The organism is Microbacterium protaetiae (assembly GCF_004135285.1).
Lineage (GTDB): Bacteria > Actinomycetota > Actinomycetes > Actinomycetales > Microbacteriaceae > Microbacterium > Microbacterium protaetiae.
Window position 1 is genome coordinate 2,172,294 of sequence record NZ_CP035494.1, and the last position, 19,429, is coordinate 2,191,722.

17 protein-coding genes are annotated in these 19,429 nt (G+C 67.3%); 13 read left to right on the top strand and 4 right to left on the bottom strand.

Translation table 11 applies throughout. The features are described 5' to 3' along the window. Positions 1 to 4: 4 nt before the first annotated feature. Positions 5 to 805 carry a siderophore-interacting protein gene (locus ET475_RS10030; RefSeq protein ID WP_129389384.1) on the bottom strand — a complete coding sequence of 267 codons (801 nt, stop codon included), beginning with the start codon at positions 803 to 805 and terminating at the stop codon, positions 5 to 7. A gap of 237 nt (positions 806 to 1,042) precedes the next feature. Between ET475_RS10030 and ET475_RS10035 the strand changes: the two genes are divergently transcribed. Further along, a complete protein-coding gene (locus ET475_RS10035; protein WP_129389387.1) occupies positions 1,043 to 2,482 on the top strand; it encodes an MFS transporter in 1,440 nt (479 codons plus the stop codon). A gap of 4 nt (positions 2,483 to 2,486) precedes the next feature. On the opposite strand, the gene ET475_RS10040 is transcribed toward ET475_RS10035, so the two are convergent. After that, entirely contained in the window at positions 2,487 to 3,281 is a 795-nt protein-coding gene (locus ET475_RS10040; protein ID WP_165310868.1) for an aspartyl protease family protein, read from the bottom strand. 72 nt (positions 3,282 to 3,353) lie between these two features. On the opposite strand from ET475_RS10040, the gene ET475_RS10045 reads away from it, so the two are divergent. The 3 genes from ET475_RS10045 to ET475_RS10055 all read left to right on the top strand — a co-directional run bounded on the left by ET475_RS10045 (position 3,354) and on the right by ET475_RS10055 (position 7,304). Then, the gene (locus tag ET475_RS10045) at positions 3,354 to 4,361 is read left to right on the top strand and encodes a LacI family DNA-binding transcriptional regulator (RefSeq protein ID WP_129389393.1); all 1,008 of its coding nucleotides are present in this window, start codon (positions 3,354 to 3,356) and stop codon (positions 4,359 to 4,361) included. Positions 4,362 to 4,505: 144 nt separating this feature from the next. Further along, the gene (gene arfA / locus ET475_RS10050; RefSeq protein WP_129389396.1) at positions 4,506 to 6,047 is read left to right on the top strand and encodes an arabinosylfuranosidase ArfA; all 1,542 of its coding nucleotides are present in this window, start codon (positions 4,506 to 4,508) and stop codon (positions 6,045 to 6,047) included. A 15-nt stretch (positions 6,048 to 6,062) separates the two neighbouring features. Continuing rightward, positions 6,063 to 7,304, top strand: coding sequence for an FAD-binding protein (locus ET475_RS10055; protein WP_129389399.1), 1,242 nt, complete (start codon positions 6,063 to 6,065; stop codon positions 7,302 to 7,304). A 4-nt stretch (positions 7,305 to 7,308) separates the two neighbouring features. Here the strand turns inward: ET475_RS10055 and ET475_RS10060 are convergent, their stop codons facing one another. Beyond that, positions 7,309 to 8,445 carry a CapA family protein gene (locus ET475_RS10060; RefSeq protein ID WP_129389402.1) on the bottom strand — a complete coding sequence of 379 codons (1,137 nt, stop codon included), beginning with the start codon at positions 8,443 to 8,445 and terminating at the stop codon, positions 7,309 to 7,311. Next, entirely contained in the window at positions 8,438 to 9,868 is a 1,431-nt protein-coding gene (locus ET475_RS10065; protein WP_129389405.1) for an alpha/beta hydrolase domain-containing protein, read from the bottom strand. Before ET475_RS10065 ends, ET475_RS10060 begins: the two co-directional genes overlap by 8 nt. Before the next feature lie 27 nt (positions 9,869 to 9,895). On the opposite strand from ET475_RS10065, the gene ET475_RS10070 reads away from it, so the two are divergent. The 9 genes from ET475_RS10070 to ET475_RS10110 all read left to right on the top strand — a co-directional run bounded on the left by ET475_RS10070 (position 9,896) and on the right by ET475_RS10110 (position 19,424). Then, positions 9,896 to 11,539 carry an ABC transporter substrate-binding protein gene (locus ET475_RS10070; RefSeq protein ID WP_129389408.1) on the top strand — a complete coding sequence of 548 codons (1,644 nt, stop codon included), beginning with the start codon at positions 9,896 to 9,898 and terminating at the stop codon, positions 11,537 to 11,539. A gap of 31 nt (positions 11,540 to 11,570) precedes the next feature. Further along, complete coding sequence (locus ET475_RS10075) at positions 11,571 to 12,515, top strand: ABC transporter permease (protein ID WP_129389411.1); 945 nt, start codon at positions 11,571 to 11,573, stop codon at positions 12,513 to 12,515. Next, entirely contained in the window at positions 12,512 to 14,416 is a 1,905-nt protein-coding gene (locus ET475_RS10080; protein WP_129389414.1) for a dipeptide/oligopeptide/nickel ABC transporter permease/ATP-binding protein, read from the top strand. The genes ET475_RS10075 and ET475_RS10080 overlap by 4 nt, the downstream gene beginning before the upstream one ends. Next, positions 14,413 to 15,219, top strand: a complete 807-nt coding sequence (locus ET475_RS10085) for an ATP-binding cassette domain-containing protein (protein WP_129389417.1) — start codon at positions 14,413 to 14,415, stop codon at positions 15,217 to 15,219. Before ET475_RS10080 ends, ET475_RS10085 begins: the two co-directional genes overlap by 4 nt. After that, entirely contained in the window at positions 15,219 to 16,094 is an 876-nt protein-coding gene (locus ET475_RS10090; RefSeq protein WP_129389421.1) for an alpha/beta fold hydrolase, read from the top strand. Before ET475_RS10085 ends, ET475_RS10090 begins: the two co-directional genes overlap by 1 nt. Next, positions 16,091 to 16,660 (top strand): MarR family winged helix-turn-helix transcriptional regulator, encoded by a 570-nt coding sequence (locus ET475_RS10095; protein ID WP_129389424.1) that lies wholly within the window; start codon positions 16,091 to 16,093, stop codon positions 16,658 to 16,660. The genes ET475_RS10090 and ET475_RS10095 overlap by 4 nt, the downstream gene beginning before the upstream one ends. A 136-nt stretch (positions 16,661 to 16,796) precedes the next feature. Beyond that, positions 16,797 to 17,696: a transporter substrate-binding domain-containing protein gene (locus ET475_RS10100; RefSeq protein ID WP_129389427.1), complete on the top strand. Its 900-nt coding sequence runs from the start codon at positions 16,797 to 16,799 to the stop codon at positions 17,694 to 17,696. Between the two features lie 13 nt (positions 17,697 to 17,709). Next, positions 17,710 to 18,624, top strand: coding sequence for an amino acid ABC transporter permease (locus ET475_RS10105; RefSeq protein ID WP_207205331.1), 915 nt, complete (start codon positions 17,710 to 17,712; stop codon positions 18,622 to 18,624). After that, a complete protein-coding gene (locus tag ET475_RS10110) occupies positions 18,621 to 19,424 on the top strand; it encodes an amino acid ABC transporter ATP-binding protein (RefSeq protein WP_129389430.1) in 804 nt (267 codons plus the stop codon). Before ET475_RS10105 ends, ET475_RS10110 begins: the two co-directional genes overlap by 4 nt. Positions 19,425 to 19,429: the final 5 nt, after the last annotated feature.

Sequence of the window (19,429 nt, forward strand, 5' to 3'; positions counted from 1 at the left end):
TCACCTACCCCGCTTTGCCGACCTTCCAGTAGCCGGTGAACGAGATGCGTGATTTCGGAACACCGGATGCCACGAGGTGGCGTCGGCTCTCGGCGACCAGGTGCTGCTCGCCGGCGAGGTAAGCGTGCACAGAATCGGCACGGTCGGGCACGTAGCCGCGCACTTCGTCGAGTGCGAGCACGCCGGGCCGCTCGTGCGGGTGGGTGCGGGCCAGCCAGCGCACCTGGATGCCAGCCGGAGCTTCGAGGTCCTGTTGATCCGCGGCATCCGGAACCTCGATGATCGCCACACCGCTTGTCTCAGGGGCGAGGTCGCGCAGGATGCCCGCGATCGCGGGCAGCGCTGATTCGTCGCCGACGAGCAAGACCGATTCGGTGTCGGCCATCGGATCGAAGCCGCGTCCCTGATCGATGAACACGACGCTCTCGCCGGGCTGTGCCCGCTGGGCCCAGGGGCCGGCGATCCCCGCGTCGCCGTGGGCGACGAAGTCGATGTCGAGTTCGCCTGCGTCGGGGCGGTGCGCGCGGATCGTGTAGTTGCGGAACGGCGGCCGTGTGCCTGACTTCGACGTCAGGTACTTCAGATAGCTGCCGAAGGTGAAGTGCTCGGGTACCGCGTCGAAATTGGTCTCACCGTCGCTGCGCGGCAGGAAGAGCCGGAACCAGTGGTCGTAACCGCGACGGGGAAGGCGAGCGAGGTCGTCGCCGCGCAGCGTGACACGCACCATGTGCGGCGTGATGCGCTCGGTGCGGGCGACCTCGGCCCGATACAGTCCGGTGATCTTGCGGCCGTCACTGAATCCCATGCCTCGCCCTTCGTCGCTGATTATGGTTAGGCTAACCTACATTTCCTTCCTCGTGCATCCCCGGAGACGGCGATGCTGTCATAGGCAAGGTTCTGCGCCCCGCCCTTCACAGCGCGCCCGATGCGGTAGAATAGAGGTTCGCTCGGCGCCATCAGCCGAGGCGGTCGGGGCGCACGGCGTGCTCGGTCCGAGGCTTGAAACCTCCGGCATCCTTCACCAGACACCGGAGGTTTTTTCATGCCTGCCCGCACGTCCCCGTCCACCCGCTGGTGGGCTCTCATCGTCCTCGCACTCACCCAGCTTGTCGTCGTGCTCGACGGCACCATCGTCAACATCGCCCTGCCGCAAGCGCAGGCCGACCTGGGCTTCTCTGACGGGCAGCGCCAGTGGGTCGTCACCGCCTACGCCCTGGCATTCGGCGCACTTCTTCTGCTCGGCGGACGCATCGCCGATTACTGGGGTCGAAAGCGCACCTACGTCGTCGGCATGATCGGCTTCGGTGCCGCATCCGCGTTCGGCGGCCTGGCCCAGAGCGGTGCCGAGCTCATCATCGCGCGCGGCCTGCAGGGGGCATTCGCGGCAATGCTGGCCCCGGCGGCGCTGGCGCTCTTGACCGTCACCTTTCCGTCGGGGCGCGACCGGAACGTCGCCTTCGCCGTGTTCGGCACAGTCGCCGGGGCCGGCGCCGCGGTGGGACTGGTGCTCGGGGGAGTGCTCACTGAATTCGCCGATTGGCGCTGGTGCTTGCTCGTGAACCTGTTCTTCGTCGTCGTCGGCCTCGTCGGGGCTGCGCTCTTCCTCAGCGAGAGCCGCGCCGGGGGTGAGAACCGGTATGACTGGCCGGGCGCCGTTGTGGTCACGCTGGGTCTGGGGAGCCTCGTCTACGGCTTCAGTCTCGCCGAGATCGGCTGGGGCAGCCCGTGGACGATCGGCTTCCTTGCCGCTGGGGTTCTGCTTCTGGTGCTGTTCGTGTGGATCGAGGCGACGGTCGCGCAGCCGCTGCTGCCGCTGCGGGTGGTCACCGACCGTGTGCGCGGCGGGGCTTTTCTCATTCAGGCCGTCGCCGGCAGTGTCATGATCGGCTCGACCCTGTATCTCACCTTCCACCTGCAGATAGTGCTGGGCATGCCGGCACTGTGGGCCGGAATCGCGAGCCTGCCGATTCCGCTGGCGACGATGGTCGCGGCGCCGTTCGCGACCCGGATGCTCTCGAAGATCGGGCCCCGCCCGTTGCTGATCGGCGGCCCGCTCATCGTGGCCGCATCGCTGCTGTATCTCTCGCGGATCACGGCCGACGGCGCGTACGCGGTCGAGGTATTGCCTGCTCTGATCGTGATGGGCGTCGGGATGGGGTTCATCTTCGTGCCGCTGCAGAACCTCGCCCTCTACGGGGTCGCGCCACACGACGCGGGTGCCGCGTCGGCGACGGCGAACTCGGCGATGCAGATCGGTGGGTCGATCGGGCTGTCGGTGTTCACGGCGATCTACGCTGCCGCCCTCGGCGGTATGGAGCATGCGGTGGGGGATGCCGCCCAGCTGGCGTCCGCCTATGGCGCGACCTTCGTCGCCGCCGCGATCGGTATGGTGCTGGCCGCCGTCATCGCCCTGGTGCTGGTGCGCGGCACCAAGGCCCAGGTGATCTCCTCAGAGAAGGATGTGCTCGTGCACGTCGAGTGAGCCGTCAGCTCCGGTCGAGGAACCCCCACATCCGCGCGCGCAGGTCGAAGACCCAATCGGCCTGCGCGATCAGCGGATAACCGATGATCATCGTGAACGGCGGATCGCCGGCGCGGGCCAGCCCCGCCAACGGCGCCGTGGCCGCCGTCGTCGCCGAGAACCGGCGCTCGCCGATGTGCGCCGGTGCCATGCGCAGTTCGGCCGTCTCGCCCTGATGCCCGTACGCGTCGGTGCCGGTGCCGGTGGCTCCGGTCGGCGCGAACACTCGTGGATGGGCCGCCGCGAGATCGGCATCGACCACGGTGGTCGAGGCCCCAGTGTCCCAGATGGCCAGAGCTGCGGCATCCTCCCACTCCACCTCGACCAGCGAATGCCCGCGCGACGACATCGTCAGCGGCCGCCAGCGGTCGATCGCGGCCTGCTCGTCGAGTTGCAGCACCTGTGCGGACAGCCGCACGCCGACGCGATGCCCGCGCAGCACATCCAAGCCCAGGATCCCCGCAGGAGCGTCGTCGTCGGAGACGTCGACCACGAGATCGTGGATCTCGATCGTCCCCAGAGTGATCGTGGGCACCCGCGCGTGCCTCGTGTGGGCGGCCGCGCCGAACACCCCGTGCGAACCCGGATCCGCGGCGTCGACGGCCCACGCGTCGGTGCGTTCGCTGCGACGGATGCTGCTGCGCGAGGCGCCGGTGTCGAGCAGAAACTCCTCAGCCACGCCGCCGACCGACGCCGTCACGAACAACAGCGCCGAGCCCGGGTCGTCGCCGACCCGGATCGAAAGCGGAACGGATGCCACGTGGCCACCATAGGACGGCCGCGTCGCGCGCGACAGTGGGTGGTGGGTAGGCTGAGAAATGCAGGGGGTGGGATGCGCGCAACGCTCAAGGACGTCGCGGCGCGGGCAGGCGTGTCGGCGAAGACCGTCTCGAACGTGATCAACGGCAGCGCGATAGTTCGGCCCGAGACGCGTGCACGCGTCGACGCCGCCTTGGCGGATCTCGACTATGTTCCGAACCTGAGTGCCCGCGGCCTGCGCAACGGGCGCTCCGGAGTCATCGCCCTCGCACTTCCCGATCTGGCCACTCCGTATTCGGCCGAGATGGCGCACGCGTTCGTTGAGGCGGCCCACGAGCGTGGCTGGGGCGTGCAGATCGAAGAGACCGGGGGCAAGCCCGAGCGCGAGACGACGCTGCTCTCTCGCGCGCGCGCGCGAATGGTGGATGGGCTTGTTCTCAACCCGACCGTTGCCGACGAATTCGCGCTCCCCGACGACCCGGCCCAGACTCCGGCGGCGGTGCTGATCGGTGAGGTGGAGCAGAGCCGGCTCGACCAGATCTGCGTGGACCCTGACCGGGCCGCGTACGACATGGCCACGCTGTTGATCTCGTCGGGTCATCGCCGTATCGCCGTCGTCGGCACAGCCGTGCAGACGAACACCTTCACTTCGCTGTTGCGTACGCGCGGGTATCGTCGGGCGCTGACCGCCGCCGGTATTCTCCTCGACGATCGACTCGAGATCGGCTGTGACGATTGGACGCCGCGGGGCGGTGCGGCGGCTGTGTCGGCGTTCCTGGACCGCGAGCCGCTTCCCGAAGCGTTCTTCTGCTTCACCGACACGCTGGCGATCGGCGTGCTCAGCGAACTGTGGCGACGCGGCATCCGCGTGCCTGGCGAGGTGTCGGTGGCCGGATTCGACGACGTTGCGCACGGCGAGTTCGCGGCGCCGCCCCTGACGACGGTGTCGTTCGACAAGCGTGTGTTCGCCGATGACGCTCTCGACGTTCTGGCTGCGCGCATCGCCGACCGCAGCGGTCCCACGCACGTCGTGACGGTGCCGCATCGGATTGTGGAACGCGACAGCACACGGCCGCGCTGACGGATCAGGCGACCGCAGACCGAAGCGAGGCCGCGGGGCCTTGCGACCATTGACCGTCACGCTTTCATTCGCTAGTTCAACGATGTAATAATGGCGAGATCGCGCCGACGGCGCGGCATCCTCACATCCAGAACAAGGAGTCTCATGACCCGCGCCACCGTCACTCTCGACCGCGACTTCACCGTGGGGCCCGTCCCCCGTCGCCTGTTCGGCTCGTTCGTCGAGCACATGGGCCGCTGCGTCTACACCGGCATCTACGAGCCCGGGCACCCTGCCGGCGACGAGAACGGCTATCGACAGGACGTGCTCGACCTCACCGCCGAGATGGGCGTGAGCATCGTGCGCTACCCCGGTGGAAATTTCGTCTCGGGGTACAACTGGGAAGAGGGCGTCGGGCCCGTCGCTGATCGTCCCCGCCGCCTCGACGGCGCATGGCACACCATTGAGTCCAACGCGTTCGGCCTGCACGAGTTCGTCGGGTGGGCCCGAAAGGCCGACGTCGAAATCATGGAGGCGGTCAACCTCGGCACCCGCGGAGTGGATGCCGCTCGCGCGCTGGTCGAGTATGCGAATCACCCCGGCGGAACCGCGCTCAGCGACCTGCGTCGGAGTAACGGCGCCGAGGAACCGTTCAACATCAAGCTGTGGTGCCTGGGCAACGAGATGGACGGCCCGTGGCAGATCGGCCACAAGACCGCCGACGAGTACGGCCGGCTCGCGCAGGAGGCAGGCAAGGCCATGCGCCTGGTCGACCCGTCGATCGAACTTGTCGTCTGCGGCAGCTCGAGCAGCGGTATGCCGACGTTCGGGGAGTGGGAGCGGATAGTGCTCGACCACACCTACGACGTCGCCGACTACATTTCGTTGCACGCCTACTACGAGGAGAAAGATGGGGATGCCGCGAGCTTCCTTGCCTCGGCGGTGGACATGGACCACTTCATCGAGTCGGTCATCGCCACTGCCGACGCGGTGCGCGCACAGCGAAAGGCGACCAAGCGCATCAACCTGTCGTTCGACGAATGGAACGTCTGGTACCAGACCGCGCGCGACGGCGACGACATGCCCGCCACGATCGAAGCGCGTGGCATCTGGCAGGAACACCCGCGCATCATCGAGGACGAATACAACGTGACCGATGCCGTCGTGGTCGGCACGCTGCTGAACTCGTTGCTGCGCCACGGCGATCGGGTGGCGATCGCCAACCAAGCCCAGTTGGTGAACGTGATAGCCCCGATTCGCAGCGAAGAGGGCGGCCCGGCCTGGCGGCAGAGCATCTTCTGGCCGTTCGCGCGCATGGCGCAGTTTGCGCAGGGCGAGATCCTGAATGCGCGCATCCGATCGGATCAGTACGCGACGCAGCGCTTCGGCGATGTCGACGTCGTCGACACGAGCGCGACATGGGATGCCGCCACCGGCCGCGTGGCATTGTTCGTGGCGAACCGCGGACTGGACGACGCGGCCGAGGTGACTGTGCGGCTGCACGGGCTCGCGCCCACGCGCGTGGAGCGCGCCGAGGTGCTGACGATTCCGGAAGGTGGCGACCGTCTCGCGAGCAACACCGTCGACGATGCAGAGAACGTGGGTCTGGTTGCGCTGGAGGGCGTCGCACTCGACGGTGACACGCTCACCCTCTCGCTGCCTCCGCTGTCGTGGGGGTGGATGCTCGTCGAGGCATCCCCGCGCTGATGGGATGATGGGGGCGTGCTTCCACAGACGAACTGGGCCGGCAACCACCACTATCGCGCGGCGCGGTATGCCGAGCCGCGCAGCGTCGACGAACTCGCCACGCTGATCACCGGCTCGTCGGCGGTGCGGGTGCTGGGCAGTCGGCATTCGTTCAACGACATCGCCGACAGCGACGATCTCCTCATCGGCACGGCCGCCTTGCCCGCGCGCATCGACATCGACCCCGAAGCGCGCACCGTCACCGTCGGCGGGGGAGTGCGATACGGCGACCTTGCGATGGCGTTGCACAAGGCCGGATGGGCACTGCACAATCTCGCGTCGCTGCCGCACATCTCGGTTGCCGGAGCGGTAGCGACGGCCACGCATGGCTCGGGCGACCGCAACGGCAACCTCGCGACGGCCGTGCGCGGCATCCGTTTGGTCACCGGCACCGGCGAGATCGTCGATCTCCGCCGCGGTGACGAGGGTTTCGACGGTGCCGTGGTCGCCCTCGGCGCCCTGGGGGTCGTCGTCGAGCTCACCCTCGACATCGAGCCCACCTTCGGCGTGCGCCAGCGTCTGTTCGCAGATCTCGGATGGGATGCTGTGGCCGAACGGTTCGACGACATCTTCTCGTCGGCCTACAGCGTGTCGCTGTTCACGCTGTGGGACGAAGCCTCCGTCTCGCTCGCCTGGATCAAAGAGCGTGTCGACGAGGCCGCACATGTGGGGGAGGACTTCTTCGGTGCGACGGCTGAAGCGGCGCCCCGACACATGATCGCGGGGATGGACGTGCGCAACGTCACCGAGCAGCTGGGGGTCGACGGGCCGTGGAGTGAGCGGCTCGCGCACTTCCGCTACGAGTTCACGCCGTCGGCCGGCGCCGAGATTCAATCGGAGTACCTTGTGCCGCGAGAGCGTGCTGTCGAGGCCATTGCGGCCGTGCGCGAGCTCGGACCGCAACTGCGTGATCTGCTGCAGATCAGCGAGATCCGCTCGGTGGCTGCCGACGAGCTGTGGCTGTCGACCGCGTACGGGGTGGATGCCGTGGGTCTGCACTTCACGTGGGTGCGCGACACCCCGGGGGTCGAGGCGGTGCTGCCGGCGCTTGAGGCGGCGCTGTATCGGCTGGGGGCCCGCCCGCACTGGGGCAAGGTGTTCGCGGGGCTGAACGCGCCGACGATGTATCCGCGGCTTGCTGACTTTCGCATGCTTGCGGACCGTTACGACCCTGAGGGGCGGTTCCGCAACGACTTCGTGCGACGCGTGATCGGCTGAGGGCTCAGCGCGCCCGGATGTGCACTCGCACGAGATCGCCGTCCCAGGCGTACTCGGTATCCAGCCCCGCCGCAGCAGTGATCGTGCGTACGTAATCGAGCACCGCTGGGCCGCCGGCATCCGCCGCCTGCGGAACGGGCCGTCCCTCGTCGTCGATCCAGCACGGCACGAATGCCGCACCGACCCGGTCCCAGTCGAACTCGAGGTGCGCGATAAGGGTGTGGCGGCTGTCCGGATGGAACGGATACGACGGCATGGCCGGATCGGGCACGAAGCCGAACAGTGCCAGCCGCCGCGCGGCCCACGCGTGGGCCTCCGCCGTGGAAGCGTGCACGGGGGTGAGCGCATCGGTGACGGTGACGAAATTGCCCAGCCCGTGGAAGATCGGACGGCCCTGGTAGACCTCGACACCATGCAGGATGTGAGCATGGTGGGCGATCACCGCGTCGGCGCCGGCATCGACCGCCGCGTGTGCCACCTCGCGCTCGTAATCTGCGAGCATCGCAGGCGTGTGTACGAGTCCTTTGTGCAGGGCCACGATGACGATGTCATGAGCCTGCCCCGCTGCGGTCACGTCTGCCCGGAACTGCCGCAGCGATCCCGGCTCGCAGAAGGTGTGGATCTCGGGCGGCCCGCCCGGATTCGCGTTGCGCATCTCATAGTGCGTGAGCACGTCGACGTACGCGCATCCGGCCTTCCGGCTGGTCGCCCACGACTCGCGTGGACCCACACAGTTGTAATTGAGCACCGCGATGCTCCGCCCATGCCGATGCACGGTCGCCGGCTCCTTCGCCGCGGCGAGGTCGGCCCCCGCCCCCGTGGTGGCAAGTCCCGCCCGCCGTGCAGCTGACACCGTGTCGGCGATGCCCTCGGGACCGCAGTCGTACACGTGGTTGGCGGCGAGGGTGAGAATGTCGAATCCGGCCGCGGCGACGGCTGACAGGTGCGCGGGGTCGGCGGGCGGCGCGGGGATGTCGACGCTGGCGACAGTGGACGTGCTGCTGTGCGGCACCTCGAGGTTTCCGATCGTCAGATCGGCGCGCGAGAGCTCGGGGGCGGAAGGCGCGAAGAACCGTGCAGGATCGGGCTTGTCGACGATCAGGTCGCCCACCGCGCGCACTATCACGCGCTCGTCATCCATCGACGTGTTCCTCACGCATGGCAGCAGCCCACCGCTGCGGCACCGTCCCGATAAGGTCTGCGGCATCCTCCGCACCCAGCAGACGGTCGGCGACCAGAGCGTGGGTGGCATCGGTGAAGCGGCGTCGGTAGGTCGATTCGTCCGGGAATCTCTGCCGCACCTGCTGCGCAGGCAGCGCGCGCATAGTGCCGACCAGGCCCGCGGCCAGGGTGCGGTCGACGAGCGGGGTCCAGGCCGGCCCATCTCCGGAGTCGGGATCGTCGACCGGGGTGCCATGCGGGGTGTACACGGCCAGCGGCGCGTGCACCCACGGCGAGCGGATGCCGCCCACAACGTTCCCGTCGGTGTCTCGGTGCAGCATGCGCTGCACGGGCACCTGCCCCTGCGCATACTCGAACCGGGGAGCGCGGGGCGGGGGAGTGCCATCGACCCACTCGATGAGACGATCCAGCAGCGCCCGCATGATGAGATCGCTGCGGGCATCCGTGCGTGCTTCCCGCACTGCCGTGCCGCCGGTGTCGACGCCTGCTGCCGAGAGCGCCCGCGTATGCGTGGACCATTCTCCGGGCCTGTTCTCGATGTGGGCGGAACCGGCCAGCTGATAGAGGCGGTAGGTGTCGTCCGGATCGTCGGAGTCCTCCCGCAGCTGTGCACGGTGCGTCTCGGACTCGGTTTCGCTGAGTATCTCGAAGACGGGCACCCCGACATCTCGCACGGTGCGCCGCGGGTCGTCGTCGTCGATGGCGGCGGCGGATGCCGAGAGCGCCGGGTAGCCGGCGCTGCTGGCCCCGCCCGACGAGATGAAGACGCCCACGGCATCGACGAGGCCACCGCGGGCAACGGCGAATCGTTCGCGTGCGAACACGCGGCAGAAGCTGCCGGTCGCCGACCAGCCCGACAGAATCACCCGCGTGCCGGGCAGCGCTGCCAGCCGCCCATCCCGCAGCGCCTCCAGCGCGTCGGAGAGGATGTCCCACTCCGTCCCACCACCCGGCACGAGCAGCGGCCGATACCGCTCGGGGTCCAGCTGTTCGCGCATGAGACGTGCGACATCCGGGTACACCGTGACGCCCATCCAGGCGTCACCGCGGCGGACGAGGTGCGCAGCCAAACCGTCCCAGGTCAGCCCGGCGTCCATGTGTGGGTGCAGCGGCTCGACATGGGTCACTCCCGATGCGCGAGCGGAGTCGATCGGGTAGCGCACGACGATGCGGGTGCGGTAGCGGATCCAGGTGTCACGGCGACGCGGCGACCCGGGCGCGGCGGTGTCCCACAGTCCCGCCACGCCGGACAGGAGGAACTCTTCTTCGGCATATCCCACGGCAGTGGGGTCGATGCCGACTCCGCTTTCGGCGTCGTACATCGAGCCGTACAGGGTGCGACCGCCATCAAGAGGCGTGACGATGGCGGGAGAGAGGTTCATCGGTGAATTCTCCAAAGGTTCTTGAACTTGATCAGTTTACTTGATAAATTTCCTGACGGGTATCCCCTGGGAAGACCTAAATATCTTGCAAAGGAGCAACATATGTGGCAAAGACGCTTGGCGCTCGCTGGGGCGATCGCCATCACCGCAGCGCTCGCCCTGTCGGCCTGCTCGGGACCGTCCGACGCACAGACGACCGACGGCGTGCGCGGCGACAAACTCAGTGTGCAGTTCACCGGTGTGCCGATCAGCCTGAACCCGGCACTGGCCGGTGGCGGCGGGAGCGTCGTATTCACGACGCTCGCGTACGATCCTCTGATCTACCTGAGCGGCGACGGCAAGCTCGTTCCGGACCTTGCCACCGAGTGGAAGTTCCGCGACGACGAGAACACGCAGCTCGAACTCATCATTCGCAAGGGCGTCACATTCCAGGATGGCGCGCAGCTGGACGCCCATGCCGTGGCGAACTCGATGAATTACTTCATGGAGGCCGGCGGCGGGCAGGTCGGATCGGTCGGCCCGATCGACACGATCACCGCCGAGGACGACGACACGGTGCTGATCACCTACAAGACGTCCTTCCCCGCCGCTCCGACGCGGCTGACGCAGGCGAACCAGCTCGGGCTCATCATCGGGCCAGAGGCTCTGAAGAACCCGGAATCGCTGCTTACCACGATGGATGGCACCGGCCCCTACACGTACAACCCCGACACGTCCGTCGCCGAATCCACGTACACGTATGACCGCTGGGACGGCTACTGGAACCCCGACGCGCAGAAATATGAGCAGATCAGCGTCCAGGTGATCGGCGATCCCAATGCCGTCATCTCGGCCGCCACGACCGGTCAGGTCGACTTTGCCGCCGGCGGCGCCGACACGGCGGATGCCGCTGCCTCCGCCGGGCTTTCGACGATCTCCGCGCCGTATTTCAACTACGGTCTGATCATTCTGGACCGCAAGGGCGAGATTGTTCCCGCGCTGGCCGACGAGAAGGTGCGACAGGCGATGGGGTACGCGGTTGATCGAGCGGCGATCGTGGCAGCACGCGGTGGCGATGAGTTCGCGTCCGCGATCGATCAGCTTACCGCCGATGGTGAACAAGGCCATGACGACGGCATCGGATTCGACCACGACATGCAGAAGGCGAAGAGCCTGATGGCCGAATCCGACTACCCCGACGGATTCTCGATGACACTGCTGTCGGAGAGCCCGCTGGACAACCAGTCCCTCATCACCCAGACGGCCATCGCCCACCTCAAGGAGATCGGCGTCAAGGTCACGCTCGACGTCGCCAGCGCCATCCCCGATTTCATCCAGAAGGCGGGCAGCAAGAAGTACCCCGCGATCGTGTGGCCGATCGTCGGTGACACCGCCTCGGACTACGCGCAGACGTTCACCGGGCAGGGATTCACCAACGCATTCGGCGTGGCCGATCACGACCTCGACGATCTGGTGGCCCAGGCCATCGTGGCCACGGGCGATGAGAAGGAGGCCCTTGAGAAGCAGGTGAGCGCCCGCTCCAACGAACTGGCATGGTTCCTGCCCTTGATCGCGACGAAGAACGTTTACTACGTGTCACCGCATGTCGCGGGTGTGCAGATCTCGCCGCTGAACCCCAACCCGATTCCCGTCGCGCCTTCGGCCGATCTGGCGTGGCGTCCGGCACAGTGATCATCGCCGGGCCGCATCGAAAGGACAAGATATGACGATGGTCGTGATCCGCCGACTACTGACGTCGATCGTGCTGATCTTCGTCTCCACGGTGACGATCTTCGTGCTGATGTCGTTCGTCCCCGGCGATGCGGCCCAGGCGATCCTCGGAGAGAACGCCACGCCGCAGTCTGTCGCTTACCTGCGGCAGCAGCTCGGGCTGGATCAGCCGCTGTGGACGCAGTATGCAAACTGGGTGGTCGGCCTCCTGCACGGTGACCTGGGAACCTCGATCTATAGCGGGGAGCCGGTCACCCGGCTGCTGACGACGCGGTTGGGTGTGACGTTCTCGCTGATGGTCGGCTCGACCCTGGTCATCGCCGTCTTGGGCGTGATCATCGGCCTTGCCAGCGCGTTGCGCGAAGGCTGGAGCGGCCGGCTCATCGACGCCTTCTCGCTCGTCGGCTTCGCGCTGCCCAGCTTCTGGATCGCCATCGTCCTGGTCGCCGTCTTCGCCGTGGCACTGCGATGGTTCCCCGCGACCGGGTACGTTCCCCCGGCAGCCGGAGTGGGGGCGTGGATCAACTCGCTCATCCTGCCGGTGGCGGCGATGTCGCTGAGCGGCATCACGGTCGTGGCCAAACAGATGCGGGACTCCGCCCGCACCGAGCTCGAACGCGACTACGTGCGCGTGCTGCGCTCCACTGGTGTGTCCGAGACGCGCATCGTGCTGCTGCACGTGCTGCGCAACGCCTCCATTCCGACCACCACGATCATCGGCCTGATGGCAGTCGGCGCACTCAGCGGCGCGGTCTTCATCGAGAACGTCTTCGTCCTGCCCGGACTCGGAAGCCTTGTCACGTCGGCCGCCACCCGTCACGATCTTCCCGTGATCCTCGGGGTGGGGGTCGCATTCACGGTGATGGTCATAGCGATCAACCTGGTCGTCGACCTCGCCTATTCCTCCCTCGACCCGAGAGTCCGTCAGAGCCGATGATGACATCCCGCGCCTACTCCGCATCCCTCACGTGCGCCCTGCTGCGCAAACCGCTCGGCGTCGTCGCTGCCGCGGTCATCGCCCTGCTCGTACTGTCCGCGCTGCTGGCCCCGTGGCTGTCGGCGTACGATCCCACGGCGCAGGACATCGCGGCTGCGCGTCAGGGGCCGTCGGCGGCACACTGGCTTGGCACCGACCTGCTCGGCCGCGACCTGCTCACCCGCCTCATGTACGGCGGACGCGACTCGCTGCTCGGCGTGGCCGAGGCGCTCATCGTCATGCTCATCATCGCCGTCCCCATCGGCATCCTCGCCGCGTACCTGCGCGGTACCTTCGATCGCGCCGTGCTCGCGGTGATCGACATCGTGATGTCGATTCCGGCGATCCTGATCACCCTCGCGTCTCTGGCGATCTTCAGCAACAGCATGTTCGCGGCCATGGTCACGATCGGCATCCTCGCTTCGGCCGCCTTTGCACGCGTCTTCCGCAGCACGGTGCTCGCGCAGCGCCAGGCGCCGTTCGTGCAGGCGGCCGTGGTGACCGGGCTTCCCACCGCGCGGATCCTCCTGCGTCACGTGCTTCCGCAGGCGCGCGGCACGATCCTGGTGCAGTCCTCGCTGTTCGCGGCGGCCACCCTCGGTATCCAGACGGGACTGTCCTTCCTCGCCTTCGGCCCGCCGCCGCCTGCACCAACGTGGGGGGGAATGGTCGCCGAAGCGGCTTCGGCGATCCAATCGTTCCCGTGGATGTTCGTGCCGACCGGCGGCGTGATCGTGATCGCGACTCTCGCGCTTGGGCTCCTCGGCGATGCGTTGCGGGATGCCGCAGCCGAGCAGATCCGCAGGCCGCGCCGCGGCGCCGGCACGGCCCGTTCCGCGGCCTCCGCCGCTGAGGTGGACGATGCGCGCACAGCGTCGGCGGCCGATGCCGTGCTGGCCGTTCACGACCTCTCTGTGGCGTTCGGCGCCGATGAGCCGGTCACGGTGGTCGATCGCGTCTCGTTTGACGTGCGCCGCGGCGAGATCCTCGGCATCGTCGGCGAGTCGGGCAGTGGGAAGACCGTGACGGCGCTGGCTGCCATGGGGCTGCTAGGTCGAGGCGGACGCGTCACCGGTGGCGGCATCGTCTTTGAGGGCCAGGAGATCTCGGCCGACGCGGCCGCCATGAAGGCGGTCCGCGGCAGCGGCATCGCCTACATCTCGCAGGAGCCGCTGGTCGCCCTCGACCCGTCCTTCACGGTCGGCTTCCAGCTCGTCGAGGTCGTGCGTCGGCATGACCGCTGTCCCCGTCGACAGGCCCGGCAGCGTGCACTGGAGCTGCTGGCGGCCATGCGGCTTCCCGACCCCGAGCGCGTGTTCCGCAGTCATCCGCATCAGATCTCCGGCGGCATGGCCCAGCGCGTCGTCATCGCCAAGGCGCTGGCAGGGCGCCCGCGGCTGCTCATCGCAGATGAGCCCACCACCGCACTGGACGTCACTGTGCAGGCGGAGATCCTGTCCCTTCTGAGCAGCATCCGGGAAGACACCGGGATGTCCATCATCCTGGTCACACACGACTGGGGGGTCGTGGCCCAGACCTGTGATCGCACTCTTGTCATGTACGCCGGTCAGGTCGTGGAGGAAGCCATGGTCTCCGACCTCATCCGCTCCCCGCGCCACCCGTACACCCGGGGACTGCTCGGCTCCGACCCGCACGGGGCGCGACGCGGTGACATCCTGCCGACGATCGGTGGCGTCGTGCCCCCGCCGGGAGCATGGCCGCACGGATGTCGCTTCGCGGACCGCTGCTTCCTGGCACGACCGGAATGCCGGGCGATGCCGATTGCGATGACCGAGGTCGGCGACGACCGCGTGAGCCGCTGCATCCGCGTCGACGAGCTGGTAGAGGCGGCCACAGCATGAGCGCCACGACGCCCGTCCTCGAGGTCCGCGACATCAGTGTCGCCTACGGTGCGGGGCGGAAGCGATCGACCGCCGTGGCCGACGTGGGCTTCACGATCGAACGGGGTCGCACTCTGGGATTGGTCGGCGAGTCCGGCTCGGGCAAGACGACGATCGGGATGGCGGTGCTCGGACTTATCCCCCTGTCCGCAGGGGAGATCCGTTTCCAAGGCGAGTCGGTGCATGACCTGCCGCGTCGTCGCCGGCGCCGGCTGGGCAAAGTCCGGCAGGTCGTCTTCCAAGACCCGTACAGTTCGCTCAACCCGCTGCGCACCATCGGCGCGAGCCTTGTCGAGCCGGCGCGCTTCCACGGCGCCACTGCCGCGGCAGCGCGGGAGCGCGCCTGCGAGCTCATGCACACGGTCGGCCTGGACGACTCGGTCCTGGAACGCTATCCGGCGCAGTTTTCGGGTGGGCAGCGGCAGCGCATCGCGATAGCACGTTCGCTCATGACCGACCCTGAGTTCATCGTGTGCGACGAGCCGGTGAGCGCTCTGGATCTCTCCGTGCAGGCGGACGTGATGAATCTGCTGACGACATTGCAGCGCGACCTCGGCCTGAGCCTGCTGTTCATTTCGCACGATCTGGCGATAGTGCGCCAGATCTCCGATGACGTCGTCGTGCTGCGTGCAGGTGCGGTCGTCGAGGCTGCTCCCACCGAGGAGCTCTTCGACGCTCCGCGTGAGGAATACACCCGCTCGCTGTTGAACGCCGTCCCGCGGCCCCGCGCGGCCGACACCGAAATCGAGAGAGAGGCCCGCTGATGCCCCAGATCGCCATCGACGACGAGGTCTCGCTGTGGTACGACGAGTTCCCCGGCCACGGCATGCCCGTCCTCTCCAGCGCCGCATCGTTCGAGTCGGGCGGCTACCCGGAGATCCTCGCCCGGCCGCCGTTGGCCCGGCCGGTGTACCAGATCCAGGCTCGCGGATGGGGGCGCTCCACACACCTGGCCGCCGATCCCGTCGACGGCTGGCTGGACACGTGGGCGGACGATGTGTGCCGCGTGGCCGATCGGCTCGGGATCGAGAAGTTCATCTACACCGGCGTCTCGCATGGCGGCGGCATCGGATGGCATCTGGGCCGACGCCATCCGGAACGACTGGCGGCTCTGATCTCAGTCGTCGGTGCGCCCCATGACCGTGCCGGCGGCACGGCCAGTTCCGCAGGACGTGCAGCCGTCATCGCCGGTCGTACGGACGCCGAGGTGGTGCGACGTCAGTTCGAGATCCTCGCCGGACACACCGATGATCCCCAGCGTGCCGCGGCCCGCGAGCACATGTATCGGCGGGTCGCTGAGAACTTCGCCGCACAGACCGAGGAGGAGGCCCGCATAAACCAGGGCAAACCGTTCCCGGAAGCGGTCACCGACCAGCAGCTGGCCGACGTGCTCGCCGCGATCCGCGTGCCGGTGCTCATCCTCGGGGCCCTGCGCGACGGCGTGATCTCACCGACCGCCTCCCTGCGCGCGGCGGTGAGCGTCCCCGGGTCCAAGACCGTCTTGTGGGAGGACGAGGGCCACATGATCGCCGGAGAGAGTCCGGCCCGTCTCGCCCGCGAGGCGGCACTGTTCCTCGCCGAGCTCGACGGTACGGCCGAACCGCGCGACGGTGCCGTCTCGGAGGCGTACCGGCCATGAACGAGCAGCTGCCCCCGCGTGCCACGAGTCTTGCCACCGACGAGCTTTACTATATCCTCAACCGCCTCTCCCGGTCGATGAACCGGGCTGCCGACGACATCGCGTGGTGTCACGGCGTCACGCTCGCGGAGTTCAATGTCCTGCTCGTGCTTGCCGAGGGTGTGCCGCTGTCGTCTGCGCAACTGGCCCGACGAGCGTTCGTCACCCCGCAGTCGAGCCACCAAGTGGTCTCCGCGCTCTTGGACCGGGAGCTTATCGAGACAGTGCGCCACCCCACCGATCGTCGGGTCAAGCTCACCCAGCTCACCGACGAAGGATGGTCGGTGCTCGACGCCTCGCGCGCGGCGCTGCGCGAGATGCAGGCGCGCGCGATGGCCGATCTGCCCACGGCCGATCGTGAACGCCTACCCGCCGTCCTCGGAATCCTCGCCGAGACTCTGCTGGGCGGCTGGTTCGGAGATCCCGAAGCCGCCGAGGCAGCCCTTGCCCGGCGCGCACCGCGCGCCACGCTCGCGCGAACCCCCGACATCCGTCCCCTCCCCGCACCTGATCGCAAGACGAATTGACCCTGCGAGGGGTGCAGGATCGTGCATCGCGAGCGCAGAACAGTAAATCGTTGAACTTCACAAATATCAAGAAGCATGAGATTATCGAGGGTGCCTTCACATGAAGGCATTTCCTCACAACGATGTGGAGTAGGCCATGCGAGGTAGAACAGCCCTGATCCCTCTTGCCGCGGTGCTTGCGCTCGTCGGATGTTCGTCTGCCCCGGGTGCAGGACCCAGCGACCCGGGACAGTCCGACGTCCAGACAGATGCACCGCTGTACAGTCAGCTGCCCGATGCGATCAAGGATGCCGGCGAGATCGTCGTCGCTGGTGACACGCACCCGCCGTACCGAACCATCGAAGAAGATGGCACCTTCACGGGCATAGACCCCGATCTGCAGAAGGCGCTGGCCGAGCAACTCGGTGTCCCGTTCACAATCAAGACGGCGTCGGGCCTTGATGCCATGCTCACCGGCATGCTCTCGGGCCGGTACGACGGGTTCAACGGCCCCGTGCGGGCGACGCCTGAGCGTGAGAAGGACTTCGACGCCATCGTCTGGATGACCACGCGCACGTCGTACCTGTTCCCGGCTGCGAACAAGGCTCAGTTCCCTGACAGCTCAGCGATCTGCGGCATGCGCGTCGCGGGAGTCACCGGCTCAGTTACCGAGACGCAGCTGGACCGGCTGAACCAGTGGTGCACGGAGCAGGGCAAGAAGGCGACCCAGTTCATCGGATTGGAAGACACCAACTCGACGATCCTGGCGCTCAATTCAGGCCGTGCCGACGTCGTGGGTACGACCCAGGCATCTGCCATCGATCTGCTTGCCGCTCAGCCCGACGAGTACGGCTACGTCATGCAGACGGACGAACAAGGGGCCGGCGTCGACCAGCTCGCCATGTTCCTCCCGAAGGGCACCGGCCTGACCGAACCCATGCTCGCCGCCTTCCAAGCGATCTTCGACAACGGTGAGTACCAGAAGGTCATGAGCAGGTACGGCATTGAGGATGCCGCAGTCGAAGCGCCCGTGCTCAACCCCAGCACCGCCGGCTGAGAGGGAGCACGCCATGACCATGCCGATCATCACGCCGCCGCGCACCGACGGCGTCGTGGACGTCGCCGACGCGCGTCGCCGGTTCCACCCGTGGCGACTGGTGATCGGCGTGGTCCTGGCGCTGATCGTCGTCCGGTTGGCGCTCTTCCTCGTCACCAACGAGCGCTTTGAATGGCCGGTGGTGGGCGAGTATCTCTTCAACCCCTCAGTGCTGTTGGGGCTAGTGATGTCGGTCCTGCTGACCGCCGTCGGCATGATCCTCGGATCGTTGTTGGGTACAGTGCTGGCTGCCGGGCAACTGGCCGCGTTCCCCCCGGTACGGTGGGCGTGCGTGGCGTTCGTGGGGGTCTTCCGCGCCGTCCCGCCGCTGGTTCAGCTGATCTTCTGGTACAACCTCGCGTACCTCATCCCCAAGCTCGCAATCGGTGTCCCCTTCGGGCCGGAGCTGTTCAGCTGGCCGACCAACGACGTGATCACGCCTCTGACGGCCGCTGTCATCGGTCTCTCGCTGCACGAAGCCGCTTACATGGCAGAGATCATCCGCGCCGGGATCTCGTCGGTGGATCAGGGTCAGCGGGATGCCTCCAAGGCGATGGGTTTCTCGAGCTCGCACGCCTTCTCGCGGGTCGTGCTGCCGCAGGCCATGCGAGTGATCATTCCCCCGGCGGGATCGCAGGTGATAGCGCTGCTGAAGGGCACGTCACTGGTCAGCGTGATAGCGATGGGTGACCTACTGCACTCGGTGCAGGTCATCTACAACCGCACCTACGAAGTGGTGCCGATGCTCATCGTCGCCGTCATCTGGTACCTCGTCGTCGTCGCGGCTCTGACCGTCGTGCAGCGTCAGGTCGAACGGCGCTTCAGCCGGGGGCTGGTCCGCACGGCGTCGGTCCGTAAGCCCGTTCAGCGTCTGGAGGCAGCCCGATGAACCCGCAAGCGACGACACCCGTTCTGGAGGTCGTGGGACTGCGAAAGGCCTTCGGTGATCAGGTGGCGCTCGATGGCATCGACTTCACCGTCAACGAGTCCGAGGTCGTCGCGATCCTCGGCCCTTCCGGTTCGGGCAAGTCGACGCTCGTACGCTGTGTGGATCTGCTCGAGCCCGTCGACGGTGGGGCGATGTATCTGGACGGGCACCTGCTCGGGTTCGAAACGCATCGCGGTCACCTGCGCCCTATGTCGGATGCCGACATCCAGCGTCAGCGACGACGGATGGGCATGGTATTCCAGCAGTTCAATCTCTTCCCGCACTGGACTGTCCTGCGTAATATCACCGAAGCCCCGATCAGGGTCCACAAGGTGCCGGCGGCGCAGGCACGTGCTCGCGCGATGGAACTGCTCGAGCGGGTCGGGCTGGCCGACAAGGCGCAGGCGCACCCCCGGCAGCTATCCGGTGGACAGCAGCAGCGCGTCGCGATAGCCCGCGCTGTCGCGGCGAATCCGCGCATCCTGCTTTTCGACGAGCCGACGAGTTCGCTCGATCCCGAACTCGTCAATGAGGTGCTGCAGGTGATGAAGGACCTGGCCACCACCGGTATGACCATGGTCGTCGTCACCCACGAGATGGAGTTCGCGCGCAATGTCGCGGACCGTTGCGTCTTCATGGCAGACGGGTACGTGATCGAAGACCGTCCGGCGCAGGAGTTCTTCCGGTCGCCGCGGTCGACGCGGCTGCAGAGCTTCCTGCAACGCACATCCCCACCCCCACGCGACACGGTGCCACAGTGAGGGCA

What these genes read in the sequence shown, in the direction of transcription:
- ET475_RS10030 (WP_129389384.1), bottom strand. Translation starts at nt 805, where the DNA reads ATGGGATTCAGTGACGGCCGCAAGATCACCGGACTGTATCGGGCCGAG.
- ET475_RS10035 (WP_129389387.1), top strand. Translation starts at nt 1,043, where the DNA reads ATGCCTGCCCGCACGTCCCCGTCCACCCGCTGGTGGGCTCTCATCGTC.
- ET475_RS10045 (WP_129389393.1), top strand. Translation starts at nt 3,354, where the DNA reads ATGCGCGCAACGCTCAAGGACGTCGCGGCGCGGGCAGGCGTGTCGGCG.
- arfA (WP_129389396.1), top strand. Translation starts at nt 4,506, where the DNA reads ATGACCCGCGCCACCGTCACTCTCGACCGCGACTTCACCGTGGGGCCC.
- ET475_RS10060 (WP_129389402.1), bottom strand. Translation starts at nt 8,445, where the DNA reads ATGGATGACGAGCGCGTGATAGTGCGCGCGGTGGGCGACCTGATCGTC.
- ET475_RS10065 (WP_129389405.1), bottom strand. Translation starts at nt 9,868, where the DNA reads ATGAACCTCTCTCCCGCCATCGTCACGCCTCTTGATGGCGGTCGCACC.
- ET475_RS10075 (WP_129389411.1), top strand. Translation starts at nt 11,571, where the DNA reads ATGACGATGGTCGTGATCCGCCGACTACTGACGTCGATCGTGCTGATC.
- ET475_RS10080 (WP_129389414.1), top strand. Translation starts at nt 12,512, where the DNA reads ATGATGACATCCCGCGCCTACTCCGCATCCCTCACGTGCGCCCTGCTG.
- ET475_RS10085 (WP_129389417.1), top strand. Translation starts at nt 14,413, where the DNA reads ATGAGCGCCACGACGCCCGTCCTCGAGGTCCGCGACATCAGTGTCGCC.
- ET475_RS10090 (WP_129389421.1), top strand. Translation starts at nt 15,219, where the DNA reads ATGCCCCAGATCGCCATCGACGACGAGGTCTCGCTGTGGTACGACGAG.
- ET475_RS10095 (WP_129389424.1), top strand. Translation starts at nt 16,091, where the DNA reads ATGAACGAGCAGCTGCCCCCGCGTGCCACGAGTCTTGCCACCGACGAG.
- ET475_RS10100 (WP_129389427.1), top strand. Translation starts at nt 16,797, where the DNA reads ATGCGAGGTAGAACAGCCCTGATCCCTCTTGCCGCGGTGCTTGCGCTC.
- ET475_RS10105 (WP_207205331.1), top strand. Translation starts at nt 17,710, where the DNA reads ATGACCATGCCGATCATCACGCCGCCGCGCACCGACGGCGTCGTGGAC.
- ET475_RS10110 (WP_129389430.1), top strand. Translation starts at nt 18,621, where the DNA reads ATGAACCCGCAAGCGACGACACCCGTTCTGGAGGTCGTGGGACTGCGA.